Here is a 14,088-nt window from a genome sequence, read left to right on the forward strand (position 1 = left end):
GCGGCGCCCCCGGCGGTGCCGGCGCGCCGGCCGGCGGTGGCTTCCGTGGTGGCGGCGGTGGCCGCGGCCGCGGTCGTGGCGGCTCCGGTGCGGGCACCGCAGGTGCCTTCGGCCGCCCGGGCGGGCGCGGTCCCGTCCGCGGGCGCAAGAGCAAGAAGCAGCGGCGTCAGGAGTTCGACTCCATGGCGGCGCCCAGCATGGGCGGCGTCACCCTCCCGCGCGGCAACGGGCAGACCGTCCGGCTGCCCCGCGGCGCCTCGCTGACCGACCTGGCCGAGCGCATCGGCGCCCAGCCGGCCGCCCTGGTCACCGCCCTGTTCCACCTGGGCGAGATGGTCACCGCGACCCAGTCGGTCAACGACGAGACGCTGCAGCTGCTCGGCGCCGAGATCGGCTGGGACATCCAGGTCGTCAGCCCCGAGGACGAGGACCGCGAGCTGCTCTCGGACTTCGACCTCACCTTCGGTGACGAGGAGGGCGACGAGGGCGACTGGGACATCCGTCCGCCGGTGGTGACCGTCATGGGCCACGTCGACCACGGGAAGACCAAGCTCCTCGACGCCATCCGCAACACCAACGTGGTGGCCCGCGAGGCCGGTGGCATCACGCAGCACATCGGCGCCTACCAGATCGTCAGCGAGCTGGAGGGCGAGGAGCGGCCGATCACCTTCATCGACACCCCGGGTCACGAGTCGTTCACCGCGATGCGTGCCCGTGGGGCGAAGGTGACCGACATCGTCGTCCTGGTCGTGGCGGCCGACGACGGCGTCATGCCGCAGACGGTCGAGGCGCTCAACCACGCCCAGGCCGCCGAGGTGCCGATCGTGGTCGCGGTCAACAAGATCGACAAGGAGGGGGCCAACCCCGCCAAGATCCGCCAGCAGCTCACCGAGTACGGGCTGGTGGCCGAGGAGTACGGCGGCGACACGATGTTCGTCGACGTCTCCGCGACCACCCGCCAGGGCATCGACGACCTGCTCGCGGCGATCCTGCTGACCGCCGACGCCTCGCTGGACCTGCGCGCCAACACCGAGCAGGACCCGCAGGGTGTGGTCATCGAGGGCAAGCTGGACAAGGGCCGCGGCCCCGTCGCCACGGTGCTCGTCCAGCGCGGCACGCTGCGCCAGGGCGACTCGATCGTGGCCGGCGACGCCTACGGCCGCGTCCGGTCGCTGCTCGACGAGCACGGCAACAAGCTCAAGGAGGCGCTGCCGGCGCGTCCGGTGCAGGTCGTCGGTCTCACCTCGGTGCCCCGTGCCGGTGACACCTTCCTCGTCGTCGAGGAGGACCGCGTCGCCCGGCAGATCGCCGACCGCCGTCAGGCCCGCATCCGCAACGCGCAGAACGCCTCGATGCGCAAGCGGATCAGCCTGGAGGACCTCGACGCGGCGCTCAAGGAGAACCGTCAGCTCAACCTGATCATCAAGGGCGACAACTCGGGCACCGTGGAGGCGCTCGAGGAGGCCCTGATGAAGATCGAGGTGAGCGACGACGTCTCGCTGCGGGTCATCCACCGCGGCGTCGGGTCGATCACCAAGAGCGACATCGACCTGGCGCTGGCCGACGACGTCATCGTCCTGGGCTTCAACGTCCGGGCCGAGGGCCAGGCCACCGAGCTCGCCAACCGCGAGGGCGTCGACGTCCGGTACTACTCGGTCATCTACCAGGCGATCGAGGAGATCGAGTCGGCCCTCAAGGGCATGCTCAAGCCGGAGTTCGAGGAGGTCCAGCTCGGCACGGCGGAGGTCCGCGAGGTCTTCCGGGTGCCGAAGATCGGCAACGTGGCCGGTTCGATCGTCCGCAGCGGGACGATCAACCGGAACTCGAAGGCCCGGCTGGTCCGCGACGGCGTCGTCGTCGCCGACAACCTGACCGTCGAGTCGCTGCGCCGGTTCAAGGACGACGTCACCGAGGTCCGCGAGGGCTACGAGTGCGGTATCGGGCTCGGCTCCTTCAACGACATCAAGCTCGAGGACGTCATCGAGACGTTCGAGGTCCGCGAGAAGCCGCGCGACTGAGCAAGGACCCCGCTGCAGGGTCCCCGGGGGGGGGGCGGGGGGGGGGGGGGCGGGGGGGGGGTCGCGGGCGTCTCGGAGCGGGGGGGGGGCGCGGGGGGGGGGGGCGGGCGGGCGTGTGGGGGGGGGGGGGGGGGGGGGGGGGCGCGCGCCCCCCCCCCCCCCCCCCCCCCCCCCACTCCGCTCAGGACGGCGCGACCTCGGGGACGGCGGGCTCGGGCGCCGAGCGCGCGGTCTGCGCCAGCCCGATCCCGGTGAGGACGACGAGCCCGCCGAGCACCTGCCAGCCGGTGAGCACCTGCTCGACCCACAGCCACGCGACGATCGACGCGAACACCGGCTCCACCGTGGCCACCAGGCCCGCCGTCGTCGGCGGCAGGTGGCGCAGCGCGCCGATCGACAGCCAGAACGGCAGGATCGCGCCGCACACGACGATCCAGGCCACCAGGACGCCCAGCGGCACCTCCACCGAGCCGAGCGAGACCGGCACCGGCTCGGTCAGGACCCCGGCGTCGAACTTCCACCAGGGCGCGGCCGCCGACCAGAACAGCGCGGCGGCGACGAAGCTGAAGCACGTCAGGGCGACGGGGTCGCGGGTCGTCGTCCCCCGCTCCCCCATCAGGTAGTAGGTCGCCAGGCAGACCGCGGCCCCCAGCGCGGCGGCGACGCCGGTCGCCGACAGCGAGCCGCCGCCCTCCCACACCTGAGCGACCAGCAGCAGGCCCGACAGCGACAGGCCCAGCGCGACCCACAGCCGGCTGCGCACCCGCTCCCGGCGCACCAGCCACACGTACAGCGCGATGAGGACCGGCGCGGTCATCTCGAAGACCAGTGCGATGCCGACCGGCAGCCGGTCGATGGCCACGTAGTAGAGGAACTGGGTGAGCGCCACCCCGACCACGCCGAAGACGGCGAGGAAGGGGACCTCCCGCCAGGTCACCCGCAGCCGGCCCGGGGCGAGCACCGCCAGCAGCGCGAGCAGCCCCACCGCCGCGCCGGCGCACCGCAGGGCCACCAGCCGGGTCGGCTCGACGCCGGCCTGCAGCGCGAGCGTCGACACGGTCCCGTTGATCCCGAACAGGGCGGCCGACCCGATCGTCGCCGCGTAGCCGAGACCGGGGCGGACGGCGGTGGGCACCGCGGCAATGTAGTCCCCGTAGCGCCCCGTGCCCCCTACCGCCCCGGCGAGCCGCTCACCGGACCTGCGTCTGGTCCATCCACATGACCTCCCAGACGTGCCCGTCCGGGTCGGTGAAGCTGACGCCGTACATGAAGCCGTGGTCCTGGGCCGGCTTCCACGGCTTGCCGCCCGAGGCCAGCGCCCTCTCGAGCAGGTCGTCGGCCTCCGCGCGGCTGCCGGCCGACAGCGCCGTCAGCTGCGTGGTCGCCGCGGACGGGTCGCCGATCGGGCCGGTCACGAAGTCGGCGAAGCGCTCGCGGGTCAGCAGCATCACGACGACGTTCTCGTCGACGACGACGGAGGTGGCCTGCTCGTCGGAGAACTGCTCGTCGAACGAGAACCCCAGGCCCGCGTAGAACGCCCGCGAGGCGGCGAGGTCCGAGACCGGCAGGTTGAGGAAGACCATGCGCACGACGTGCTCCTGTCGTCAGGGGGCCGGGCGGCCCCGTCGGAGGTGGGACGGCCCCCCGCCGCCGGAGTCATCGGTCCCCGGTCGGATGCGCCGCGCCCGGGCAACGGGGAGGCTCGACCCGTGACCTCACCGCGCCCGCCGTGGTCGACCCGCCGGCGGCGCACGCTGATGGGTCTGGCGCTGGCCGCGGTCCTGTTCGGCCTCGCCGGGATCGCGCTGCCCGCCCAGTACGGCGTCGCCGCGGTGTTCCTGGCCGCGCTCGCCGCCTTCCTGCTGGTCGTCGCCGTGGTCGTCTTCGTCGCGATCCCCGGGCCCGGCACGGTCGACGTCCTGCTGCGGTCGCTGACGATCTCCGGCGCGGTCCTCGTGGTCGCCGTCCTCCTGGTGCTGTCGACCGCCGGGGAGCCGCTGCGCTGGATCTGGGTGCTCGCCGCGGCCGCCGCGGCGGCGTGGGTGGGGACCGCCCTGTGGCTGGCCCGGCGGGACGGCCCGGCCGGGTGACCCGCGAGACTGCCGGGGTGGACCTGCCCGCTGCCCTCTACCTGCCCGACGGCGACGCGGCCGACGGGCACGGCTTCCTCGCCACCGCCCTGACGATCGGCCCGTGGGAGGACGACGTCCAGCACGCCGGCCCGCCCGCCGCGCTGCTCGCCCGCGAGGTGGAGCGGACCGGCGCGGTGCCCGGGGCGCAGACCGTCCGGCTGGCCTTCGACATCCTCGGCCCGGTGCCCGTCGGGCCGGTCCGGGTCACCGGCCGGGTGCTGCGGCCGGGACGGCGGGTGGAGCTGGTCGAGGCCACGCTCACGGCCGACGGCGCGGCGCGGATGCGGGTGACCGCGTGGCGGATGCGCACCCGGGAGGTCTCGCCCGTCGACGTCCTGGCCCCCGACGTCCCGCACCCCACCGGGCCGGACGCCGGCCGCCCCGAGGTGCCCGGCGTGTTCCGCACGGAGGTCGCCTACCACCGGGCCCTCGAGTGGCGGTTCACGGCCGGCTCCTTCGACTCCCCCGGCCCGGCGGCGGCGTGGACCCGCCCGCTCGTGCCGCTGGTCGCCGGCGAGCCGATCACGCCGCTGCAGCACCTGCTCGTGATGACCGACGCGGCCAGCGGCATCTCCGCCGAGCAGGACTGGGAGCGGGCCACCTTCGCCAACGTGGACCTCACCGTGTCGCTGTACCGCCAGCCGGCCGGGGAGTGGCTGGCCATGGACGCGACCACCTCGCTGGGTCCCGGCGGTGCGGCCCAGTGCTTCGCCGACCTGTTCGACGCCACCGGCCGGATCGGCCGGTCCGCGGCGTCGCTGTTCGTCGAGCCGCGCTGAGGAGGGGGGCGCCGGGGACCGGGGCCGGCTGGCACCGGCGCGGCCCCCTGCGTCAGGGTGGACGGCGACGGACACCCCGACCGGAGAGGACGCCGTGCAACCGCTGGACGACCTGCTGGAGTGGCTCGCCGGCCGCGGTCTGGAGATCATCCTGATCGTCCTGGCCTCGGTCCTGCTCGCCCGCTTCGTGGCCTGGATCGGCAGCAAGATCACCGACAGCATCGACCGCCGGTCCACGGGGGGTGACGCGCTGGTGCGCTCCGAGGCCGCCAAGCACCGCCACTCGCTGACCCAGGTGATCACCTGGACCCTCGTGGTCCTGATCTACGCGGTCTCGGTCTTCTTCGTGCTCGACCGGCTCGGCGTCCCGGTCACCGGACTGGTCGCGCCCGCCACGGTGCTCGGCGTCGGCCTCGGCTTCGGCGCCCAGCGGATCGTCGGCGACGTCCTCGCCGGCTTCTTCATCATCACCGAGCGGCAGTACGGCTTCGGCGACGTCGTCTCCATCCAGGTGGTGGGCGGCGGCGACGAGGCGACCGGCACCGTCGAGGACGTCACCCTGCGGGTCACCCGGCTGCGCTCGCCCAACGGCGAGGTCATCACGCTGCCCAACGGGCAGATCGTCAAGGTCGTCAACCTCTCCCGCGACTGGGCCCGCGCGGTCGTCGACGTGCCGGTGCCGACGAGCGTGGACGTCAACCAGGTCAACGACATCCTCCGCGGCGTGGGCCGCGAGGCCTACGCCGATCCCCGGCTGCAGCCGCTGCTGCTCGACGAGCCCTCGGTGATGGGGGTGGAGAGCCTGGGCCTGGACGAGGTCAACGTGCGGATGGTCGCCCGGACCCTGCCCGGCAAGCAGTTCGAGGTCGGCCGCGACCTGCGCGCCCGGGTGGTGCTCGCCTTCCGCCGGCAGGGCCTGAACGTGCCGTCGCCGACCTCCTCCGACGGCGCGGCCGAGCCCGGCGCCCTCGCCGTCCGGGACCAGCGGTGAGCGCCGACGGGCCGCGCCCGGACGGAACGATGCCCACCGCCCCGGCGCCCACGGTCACCACCGCGCCGGCCGAGGGGCCGCGGCACTGGTGGGCGGCGATCCCGCGCCGGCTGGGCCGCGCCCGCACGTCCACCGTCGTCCTGGCCGTGCTCTTCGTGGCGATCGGGATCCTCTACCTGTACGTCCGGCCGGAGACGACCGACACCTCCCCGGCCGGGGAGACCGGCGACGTCCCGGCGGTGGAGGTGCCGCTGGTGCCGGCGCCGGCCGGGCCGACGACGACGGCGCCGGCCACCACCGCCCGGCCGACGACGTCGGCGCCCGCCACGGACGACGAGGAGAGCGGGCAGGACGGGGAGAGCGGGCAGGACGAGGAGCAGCCGGAGCCGACGGACGAGGAGACCACCCCCTCCTCCGGACCGACGGAGACCTCCGCGGAGCCGACCTCGACCCGCACGCCCACCGGGACCCGGTCCCCGACCGGCAGCTCCGCGCCGACGAGCTGAGGCCGGCCCCGACCCCTGTGACGGGTGGGGCGGGCGGGCCGTTATGTTCTGCGGTGGCTCCCGAGAGGCAGTGACAAGCACCTGGCTGGCTGCCCGGCAACCTCTCCTCCGTCCTGAGGTGCTCCAGGGGAAGAGCCGGTCGGACGGCGCCCGCCGCCCGGCAAGACGGAGTCTCCGGTGCGCCGCCGGGTCTCCCGACCGAGAGGAGACCGGCGCATGACCGACCCCCAGAGCTGGAGCTTCGAGACCCGGCAGATCCACGCCGGCACCAGCCCCGACCCGGCCACCGGCGCCCGCGCGCTGCCGATCTACGCCACGACGAGCTACCAGTTCCGCGACGCCCAGCACGCCGCCGACCTGTTCGCGCTGGCCGAGATGGGCAACATCTACACGCGGATCATGAACCCGACGCAGGACGCGCTCGAGCAGCGCGTCGCGTCGCTCGAGGGCGGCGTCGCCGCGCTCGCCGTCTCCAGCGGCCAGGCCGCCGAGACGCTGGCGATCCTGAACATCGCCGAGGCCGGCAGCCACGTCGTGGCCTCGGCGTCGCTGTACGGCGGCACCTACAACCTGCTGCACCACTCGCTGCCCAAGCTGGGTGTCACGGTGTCGTTCGTCGAGGACCCCGACGACCCGGAGAACTGGCAGTCGCTGGTCCAGGAGAACACCAAGGCCTTCTACGCCGAGACGATCGGCAACCCGAAGGGCGACATCCTCGACATCAGCGCGGTCTCCGAGGTCGCGCACCGCAACGGCGTCCCGCTGATCGTCGACAACACCATCGCCACCCCGTACCTGATCCGGCCGATCGAGTTCGGCGCCGACGTCGTCGTCCACTCGGCGACCAAGTACCTGGGCGGCCACGGCACCGCGATCGCCGGGATCATCGTCGACTCGGGCAACTTCGACTGGACCAGCGGCAAGTTCCCCGGCTTCACCGAGCCCGACCCGACCTACCACGGCGTCGTCTACGCCTCCCTCGGCGCGCCGGCCTACGCGCTCAAGGCCCGCGTGCAGCTGCTGCGCGACCTGGGCCCGGCCATCAGCCCGTTCAACGCCTTCCTCGTCGTCCAGGGGATCGAGACGCTGTCGCTGCGCATGGAGCGGCACGTGGAGAACGCGTTGAAGGTGGCGCAGTTCCTCGAGGGCCACGACGCCGTCGAGCGGGTGAACTACCCGGCTCTCGAGTCCTCGCCGTGGCACGCCGCGCAGCAGAAGTACGCGCCCCGGGGCGCCGGGGCGGTGCTGACCTTCGAGCTGCACGGCGGCGTTGAGGCGGGCAAGCGCTTCGTCGACGCGCTGGAGCTGCACAGCCACGTGGCGAACATCGGCGACGTGCGCAGCCTGGTGATCCACCCGGCGTCGACCACGCACTCGCAGCTGACCCCCGAGGAGCAGCTGACCACCGGCGTCACGCCCGGGCTGGTGCGCCTCGCGGTCGGCCTGGAGGGCATCGAGGACATCCTCGCCGACCTGGAGGCCGGCTTCCGCGCCGCCAAGTCGGCATGAGCAGGGAGGCGTGAGGTGACGGGGGTCCGGGACGCCGGACCGGCGTCCCGGACCCCTTCCCGCACCGGCGGCTGGCGGGACGGCGACCCGGTCGGGAACCGGCTGTTCCTCGACCTGGACGGCCCGGTCGCCCTGGAGCGCGGCGGGGTGCTGCCCGGCGTCCGCGTCGCCTACGAGACGTGGGGGTCGCTCGCGCCCGACGGCGGCAACGCGGTGCTGGTGGAGCACGCGCTGACCGGCGACAGCCACGTGGTCGGCCCCGCCGGTCCGGGGCACCCCACCGCCGGCTGGTGGGACGGGCTGGTCGGGCCTGGGGCGCCGCTGGACACCGACCGGCTCTTCGTCGTCTGCGCCAACGTCCTCGGCGGCTGCCAGGGCACCACCGGCCCCTCCTCGACGGCGCCGGACGGCGCCCCGTGGGGCTCCCGCTTCCCGGCGGTGACCGTCGCCGACCAGGTCGCGGTCGAGGCCGCGCTGGCCGACGCGCTGGGCATCGGCCGATGGGCCGCGGTGCTCGGCGGCTCGATGGGCGGCATGCGGGCGCTGGAGTGGGCGGTCGCGCACCCCGAGCGGGTCGGCGGGCTGTTCTTCCTCGCCTCCGGCGCCGCGGTGACCGCCGACCAGCTGGGCACGCAGACCACGCAGCAGACGGCGATCCGCAGCGACCCCGCCTGGGCCGGCGGCGACCACCTCCCCGGCCCCGGCCCGGTCGCCGGGCTCGGCGTGGCCCGGCGGATCGCGCACCTCACCTACCGCAGCGCCCTGGAGCTGGAGGAGCGCTTCGGCGCGGTCGTGCAGGACGACGGCCGCTTCGCCGTCGCCTCCTACCTCGACCACCACGCCGTCAAGCTGGCCGCCCGCTTCGACGCCGGCAGCTACGTGGTGCTCACCGAGTCGATGAACACCTGGGACGTCGGCCGCGGCCGCGGGGGCGTCGAGGCGGCGCTGGCGCGCGTGACCGCCCGGGCCGTCGTCGCCGGCGTGGACAGCGACCGGCTGTACCCGCTGGAGCTGCAGCAGCGGGTGGCCGACGGCCTCGGCGTCCCGCTGCGGGTCGTCTCCTCGCCGTACGGCCACGACGGGTTCCTCGTCGAGATCGAGGCCGTCGGCGCGCTGGTCCGCGAGCTCCTGGGCACCTAGCCGCAGCGACCTCCCGCTTGGTGCCCAGCCGCCGGCCCCGTCCAGAGGCTCGTCCCGAGCTCGCGAGGGATGAGGAGGACGGGGTCCTCGTTCAGATGAGGCCGTGGGCGTGCACCGCCTCGGCGACCTCCAGGAAGCCCGCGACGTTGGCCCCGAGCACGAGGTCCCCGGGGGCGCCGTACTCCTCGGCGGTGGCGTGGCAGCGGGCGTGGATCGCCCGCATGATCTCCTCCAGCCGCGCCTCGCTGTGCTCGAAGGTCCAGCGGTCGCGCGAGGCGTTCTGCTGCATCTCCAGCGCCGAGGTGGCCACCCCGCCGGCGTTGGCCGCCTTGCCGGGCGCGAAGGCCACGCCGGCCTCCTTGAGCACGCGGACGGCGTCCGGGGTGGTGGGCATGTTGGCGCCCTCCACGACGTAGCGGCAGCCGTTGCGGGCCAGCGCCGTCGCCGCGTCGGCGCCGAGCTCGTTCTGCGTCGCGCTGGGCACCGCCACGTCGCAGGGCACGTCCCAGACGCTGCCGCCGGGCACGAAGGACGCCGAGGGGACCCGGTCGGCGTACGCCTCGATCCGCGCCCGCTCGACCTCCTTGACCTGCTTGAGCACCTCGAGGTCGATGCCCTTGTCGTCGACCACGTAGCCGGTGGAGTCCGAGCAGGCGACGACGGTGCCGCCGAGCTGGTGGACCTTCTCGATGCCGTAGACGGCGACGTTGCCCGAGCCGCTGACCACGACCCGCCGCCCGTCGAAGGACTCCCCGCGGGCCCGCATCATGGCGTCGGCGAAGAAGGCCGCGCCGTAGCCGGTGGCCTCGGTGCGCACCAGCGCCCCGCCCCAGCCCAGGCCCTTGCCGGTGAGGACGCCGGACTCGTACCGGTTGGTGATCCGCTTGTACTGGCCGAACAGGTAGCCGATCTCGCGGGCGCCGACGCCGATGTCACCGGCCGGCACGTCGGTGTACTCGCCCAGGTGCCGGTAGAGCTCGGTCATGAACGACTGGCAGAACCGCATGACCTCCGCGTCGGAGCGGCCCTTGGGGTCGAAGTCGGACCCGCCCTTGCCGCCGCCGATCGGCATGCCGGTGAGCGCGTTCTTGAAGATCTGCTCGAAGCCGAGGAACTTGACGATGCCCAGGTTGACCGACGGGTGGAAGCGCAGGCCGCCCTTGTAGGGGCCGAGGGCGGAGTTGAACTCCACCCGGAAGCCGCGGTTGATCTGCACCTCGCCGCTGTCGTCCTGCCACGGCACCCGGAAGATGATCTGCCGCTCGGGCTCGCAGATCCGCTGCACGGTCTTCATCTCGCTGTACTCGCTGTGCCGGTCGAGCACCACGGCCAGCGACTCGAGCACCTCCCGGACCGCCTGGTGGAACTCGGTCTCCCCCGGGTTGCGCCGGAGGACCTCCTCGTAGATCCCCTGCACCGTCGCAGGCACCTCGTCGACCACTGTTCGCTCCTCGCGTCGTGCTCCGGACGCCGGGAACGCTACGACGCCGTCCGGGGCCCCTGGCACGTAGCCCGGCGCCGGTCGCCCGGCCGCCCCAGACTGGCGCAGGTGACCGACTCCCCCGACTGGGACGCCCTGCGCGCCGGCTGCGACCGGGCGCTGAACCTGCACGGGCCCTCCCGCGCCGCCGACCTGCTGGCCACCGTCCCGCCCGACACGGCCGTCGACCGCTACGGGGACGGCGGGGTGGTCGCCGAGCTGGAGGCCGAGGTCGCCGGACTGCTCGGGCTGCCCGCTGCGGTGTACCTGCCCAGCGGCACGATGGCGCAGCAGTCCGCGCTGCGGGTGCACGCCGACCGGCGGGGCCGGCGCACCGTCGTCGCCCACCCGCAGTGCCACCTGTTCGTGCACGAGCAGGGCGCGCTGGAGCGGGTGCAGGGGCTCGTCGGCCGTCCGGCCGGCGACCGGCACCGGCTCCTCACGCGCGCCGACCTCGACGGCGTGGCGGAGTCCCCGGCCGCCCTGGTCGTGGAGCTGCCGCAGCGGGAGATCGGCGGGCCGCTGGTGGCCTGGGAGGACCTGCAGGCGCAGGTCGCCTGGGCGCGGGGACGCGGCGCGGCCGCCCACCTCGACGGCGCCCGCCTCTGGGAGGCCGCCGCCGGCTACGGCCGCCCGCCGGCCGAGGTCGCCGGGCTGTTCGACACCGTCTACGTCAGCTTCTACAAGGGCGTCGGCGCCCTGCCCGGCTGCTGCCTGGCCGGGCCGGAGGACGTCGTCGCCGAGGTGCGGGAATGGCGGCGGCGGATGGGCGGCACGCTGTTCGGGCTGTGGCCGGGGGCGGCGTCGGCGCTGACCTGCCTGCGCCGGCGCCTGCCGCTGATGCCGGCCTACCTGCAGCGCGCCCGCGAGGTCGCGGCCGCGGTGCGCGACCTGGCCGGCGTCCGCGTCGTCCCGGACCCGCCGCAGACGCCGATGCTGCACCTGCTGCTCGAGACGACGCGCGAGGCCTACGAGGCCGCGGCCGTGCGGCTGGCGGAGGAGGGCCTGTGGACCTGGCAGCAGACCCTGCCGACCGGCGACCCGGCGGTGCTCCGGGTCGAGCTCTCCGTCGGGGACGCCACGATGGCGCTGACCGTCGACGACGTCCGCGCCGCGATCGCCGCCCTCGCCGGCGCCTGACGGCCCCGCTGCAGGGGCGGGGGCGGCGGGGGCCCCGTCAGTCCGCGGCGTCGCCGGGGACGAGGCCGGCCGCCGGCAGCTTCCCGCGGACGACGGGGCGCACCCTCCGGGCCGAGGGCAGCCGCTCGCTGTAGGACAGCGCGTTGCCGCGGATGTGCAGCAGGTCGTCGTCCGTCGCCTCGCGGACCACCTTCGCCGGCACCCCCGCGATGACCGAGCGCGGCGGGAACTGCTTGCCCTGGGTGACGACGGCGCCGGCGGCGACGATGGAGCCCGAGCCGATGTGCGCGCCGTTCATGACGACGCTGCCCATCCCGACCAGGACGTCGTCGTCGACCCGCGCGCCGTGCAGGACCACCCGGTGCCCGACCGTCACGCCCGACCCGACCACCAGCGGGAAGCCGGGGTCGGAGTGCAGCGTGCTGCCGTCCTGCACGTTCGAGCCCGCGCCGATCTCGATGACCTCGGCGTCGGCCCGGAGGACGGCGCCGTACCAGACGCTGGCCTGCGGCCCGAGCGTCACCGCGCCCACGACGACCGCGGTCGGCGCCACGAACGCCTCCGGGTCGATCCGCGGTGCGCCGAACTCCAGTTCCCCGATGTAGTTCTCCGCCATCGGCCCACCCCAGCACAGCGGTGCCGGTGTCGCACCCGTCGGGCAGACTCGCCGCCGACACCGCCGTCCGCCCGGGAGAGCCGATGCCACCCGCCCTGCCCACCTCGATCGTCGGCAGCCTGCCCCAGCCCGGGTGGCTGGTCGACCACGACAAGCTGGCCGGGCAGTTCCCGCCGCGGGTGCGGGCGCGCGAGATCTGGCGGGTCGCCCCCGACCAGCTCGCCGAGGCGCAGGACGACGCCACGCTGCTGGCGATCCGCTCCCAGGAGGACGCCGGGCTGGACATCGTCACCGACGGCGAGATCCGCCGGGAGTCCTACTCCAACCACTTCGCCACCGCGCTGGGTGGCGTCGACGTCGACCACCCCGGCACCGTGCTCAACCGCTCGGGCAAGCCGATCCCCGTGCCCCGCGTCGTCGGGCCGGTCACCCGGCCGCGGCCGATCCAGGCCGACGACGTCCGCTTCCTGCGGGCCGCCACCGACCGCACGGTGAAGATCACCGTGCCGGGGCCGTTCACCATGGCGCAGCAGTCGGAGGACCAGCACTACGGCGACGACCGGGTGCTGGCCCTGGCCTACGCCGACGTCGTCCGGCAGGAGATCGCCGACCTGTTCGCCGCCGGGGCCGACGTCGTCCAGATCGACGAGCCCTGGCTGCAGGCCCGGCCGGAGGTCGCCCGCCGGTACGGCGCCGAGGCGGTCACCCGCGCGGTGGAGGGCGCGCCCGGTCCGGTGCACCTGCACCTGTGCTTCGGCTACGCCGCGATGGTGTCCGAGCGGCCCGAGGGCTACTCGTTCCTCCCCGAGCTGGCCGACACCCCCGTCGACACCGTCTCGGTGGAGACGGCGCAGTCGCACCTGGACCCCGCGCAGCTGCGGCCGCTGCGCGGCAAGGGCATCGCGCTCGGCGTCCTCGACCTCTCCACGCCCGAGGTGGAGACGCCGGAGGTGGTCGCCGACCGCGTACGCCGGGCGCTGGACGAGGTGGACGTCGAGCGGCTGGTGCTCACCAGCGACTGCGGGCTGAAGTACCTGCCGCGGGAGTCGGCCGCCGGGAAGATGCGCTCTCTGGCGCTGGCCGCCCGAGCCCTGCGCCGGGAGCTCGGGTGACCCTGCCGACCGACCTGCCGGTCCTGGCCTTCCCCGACCAGGCCGCGCTGGAGGCCTGGCTGGAGGCGGAGGGCGACACCGCGCCGGGCGTGTACGTGCGGCTGGCCAAGAAGGGCTCGGGCATCCGGTCGGTCACCTACGCCGAGCTGGTGGAGAGCTGCCTGTGCTTCGGCTGGATCGACGGGCGGTCCAACCGGCTCGACGAGGCCACCTACCTGCAGCGGATCACGCCGCGGCGGGCGCGCAGCGTGTGGTCGCAGAAGAACGTCGACGCCGTCGGCCGGCTGCTCGAGGCCGGCCGGATGCGCCCGGCGGGGCTCGCCGCGGTCGAGGCGGCGCAGGCCGACGGCCGGTGGGACCGCGCCTACCCCGGCAGCGCCGACATGACGGTCCCCGACGACCTGGCCGCGGCGCTGGACGCCGTCCCCGGCGCACGGGCGGCCTTCGTCGCCCTCGACGCCCAGAGCCGGTACTCGCTGCTGTGGCGGGTGCACACGGCCGCGACGCCGCAGACCCGGGCCAAGCGGGTGGCCGCGGCCGTGCAGTCGCTGACCGGCGGCTGAGTCCTGCTCCGAGCGCGGGCATCCCGGCCGCGGCGGGCGTCCCCAGCCGCGATCATGGGCGTCTTGCCGCCGACACGCGCGGACACGCCGCAGCGAGCGGCC

14 protein-coding genes and 1 riboswitch are annotated in these 14,088 nt (G+C 74.7%); of the genes, 10 read left to right on the forward strand and 4 right to left on the reverse strand.

The features are described from left to right. Window positions 1-182: 182 nt before the first annotated feature. On the forward strand, window positions 183-2,018 hold the full coding sequence (gene infB, locus ACI8AX_RS14310; protein ID WP_456550542.1) for a translation initiation factor IF-2: 1,836 nt from the start codon (window positions 183-185) through the stop codon (window positions 2,016-2,018). A 181-nt stretch (window positions 2,019-2,199) separates the two neighbouring features. Here the strand turns inward: infB and ACI8AX_RS14315 are convergent, their stop codons facing one another. Together ACI8AX_RS14315 and ACI8AX_RS14320 are read right to left on the reverse strand one after the other, a co-directional pair. Further along, window positions 2,200-3,153, reverse strand: coding sequence for an EamA family transporter (locus ACI8AX_RS14315; RefSeq protein WP_456550494.1), 954 nt, complete (start codon window positions 3,151-3,153; stop codon window positions 2,200-2,202). Between the two features lie 55 nt (window positions 3,154-3,208). Next, window positions 3,209-3,601 carry a VOC family protein gene (locus ACI8AX_RS14320; protein ID WP_456550543.1) on the reverse strand — a complete coding sequence of 131 codons (393 nt, stop codon included), beginning with the start codon at window positions 3,599-3,601 and terminating at the stop codon, window positions 3,209-3,211. A 126-nt stretch (window positions 3,602-3,727) separates the two neighbouring features. Between ACI8AX_RS14320 and ACI8AX_RS14325 the strand changes: the two genes are divergently transcribed. The 6 genes from ACI8AX_RS14325 to metX all read left to right on the forward strand — a co-directional run bounded on the left by ACI8AX_RS14325 (window position 3,728) and on the right by metX (window position 9,075). Continuing rightward, a complete protein-coding gene (locus ACI8AX_RS14325) occupies window positions 3,728-4,108 on the forward strand; it encodes a hypothetical protein (RefSeq protein WP_456550495.1) in 381 nt (126 codons plus the stop codon). A gap of 17 nt (window positions 4,109-4,125) precedes the next feature. After that, window positions 4,126-4,929 carry a thioesterase family protein gene (locus ACI8AX_RS14330; RefSeq protein ID WP_456550496.1) on the forward strand — a complete coding sequence of 268 codons (804 nt, stop codon included), beginning with the start codon at window positions 4,126-4,128 and terminating at the stop codon, window positions 4,927-4,929. Window positions 4,930-5,023: 94 nt separating this feature from the next. Then, window positions 5,024-5,920: a mechanosensitive ion channel family protein gene (locus ACI8AX_RS14335; protein WP_456550497.1), complete on the forward strand. Its 897-nt coding sequence runs from the start codon at window positions 5,024-5,026 to the stop codon at window positions 5,918-5,920. A 29-nt stretch (window positions 5,921-5,949) separates the two neighbouring features. After that, on the forward strand, window positions 5,950-6,426 hold the full coding sequence (locus ACI8AX_RS14340) for a hypothetical protein (protein ID WP_456550498.1): 477 nt from the start codon (window positions 5,950-5,952) through the stop codon (window positions 6,424-6,426). 56 nt (window positions 6,427-6,482) lie between these two features. Next, a riboswitch (SAM riboswitch) is annotated at window positions 6,483-6,599 on the forward strand. Window positions 6,600-6,642: 43 nt separating this feature from the next. Continuing rightward, window positions 6,643-7,935 (forward strand): bifunctional o-acetylhomoserine/o-acetylserine sulfhydrylase, encoded by a 1,293-nt coding sequence (locus ACI8AX_RS14345; RefSeq protein ID WP_456550499.1) that lies wholly within the window; start codon window positions 6,643-6,645, stop codon window positions 7,933-7,935. A 15-nt stretch (window positions 7,936-7,950) separates the two neighbouring features. Further along, entirely contained in the window at window positions 7,951-9,075 is a 1,125-nt protein-coding gene (gene metX / locus ACI8AX_RS14350) for a homoserine O-acetyltransferase MetX (protein WP_456550500.1), read from the forward strand. 91 nt (window positions 9,076-9,166) lie between these two features. On the opposite strand, the gene gdhA is transcribed toward metX, so the two are convergent. Next, entirely contained in the window at window positions 9,167-10,516 is a 1,350-nt protein-coding gene (gdhA, locus tag ACI8AX_RS14355; RefSeq protein WP_456550501.1) for an NADP-specific glutamate dehydrogenase, read from the reverse strand. Window positions 10,517-10,624: 108 nt separating this feature from the next. On the opposite strand from gdhA, the gene ACI8AX_RS14360 reads away from it, so the two are divergent. Beyond that, entirely contained in the window at window positions 10,625-11,695 is a 1,071-nt protein-coding gene (locus tag ACI8AX_RS14360; RefSeq protein WP_456550502.1) for a threonine aldolase family protein, read from the forward strand. Between the two features lie 37 nt (window positions 11,696-11,732). Here ACI8AX_RS14360 and ACI8AX_RS14365 read toward each other — a convergent pair whose 3' ends face one another. Next, complete coding sequence (locus ACI8AX_RS14365; RefSeq protein ID WP_456550503.1) at window positions 11,733-12,311, reverse strand: gamma carbonic anhydrase family protein; 579 nt, start codon at window positions 12,309-12,311, stop codon at window positions 11,733-11,735. An 83-nt stretch (window positions 12,312-12,394) separates the two neighbouring features. On the opposite strand from ACI8AX_RS14365, the gene ACI8AX_RS14370 reads away from it, so the two are divergent. Both ACI8AX_RS14370 and ACI8AX_RS14375 read left to right on the forward strand, forming a co-directional pair. Further along, entirely contained in the window at window positions 12,395-13,423 is a 1,029-nt protein-coding gene (locus ACI8AX_RS14370) for a uroporphyrinogen decarboxylase family protein (RefSeq protein WP_456550504.1), read from the forward strand. Further along, window positions 13,420-13,986: a YdeI/OmpD-associated family protein gene (locus tag ACI8AX_RS14375; RefSeq protein ID WP_456550505.1), complete on the forward strand. Its 567-nt coding sequence runs from the start codon at window positions 13,420-13,422 to the stop codon at window positions 13,984-13,986. Before ACI8AX_RS14370 ends, ACI8AX_RS14375 begins: the two co-directional genes overlap by 4 nt. The last annotated feature ends 102 nt before the right edge of the window (window positions 13,987-14,088 follow it).

It is taken from the genome of Blastococcus sp. SYSU D00813 (genome assembly GCF_054050735.1).

Excerpts from the sequence above, each read along its gene's own strand:
- infB (WP_456550542.1), top strand. The coding sequence starts at position 183 with ATGGCGGCGCCCAGCATGGGCGGCGTCACCCTCCCGCGCGGCAACGGG.
- ACI8AX_RS14320 (WP_456550543.1), bottom strand. The coding sequence starts at position 3,601 with ATGGTCTTCCTCAACCTGCCGGTCTCGGACCTCGCCGCCTCGCGGGCG.
- ACI8AX_RS14340 (WP_456550498.1), top strand. The coding sequence starts at position 5,950 with ATGCCCACCGCCCCGGCGCCCACGGTCACCACCGCGCCGGCCGAGGGG.
- ACI8AX_RS14345 (WP_456550499.1), top strand. The coding sequence starts at position 6,643 with ATGACCGACCCCCAGAGCTGGAGCTTCGAGACCCGGCAGATCCACGCC.
- ACI8AX_RS14365 (WP_456550503.1), bottom strand. The coding sequence starts at position 12,311 with ATGGCGGAGAACTACATCGGGGAACTGGAGTTCGGCGCACCGCGGATC.
- ACI8AX_RS14370 (WP_456550504.1), top strand. The coding sequence starts at position 12,395 with ATGCCACCCGCCCTGCCCACCTCGATCGTCGGCAGCCTGCCCCAGCCC.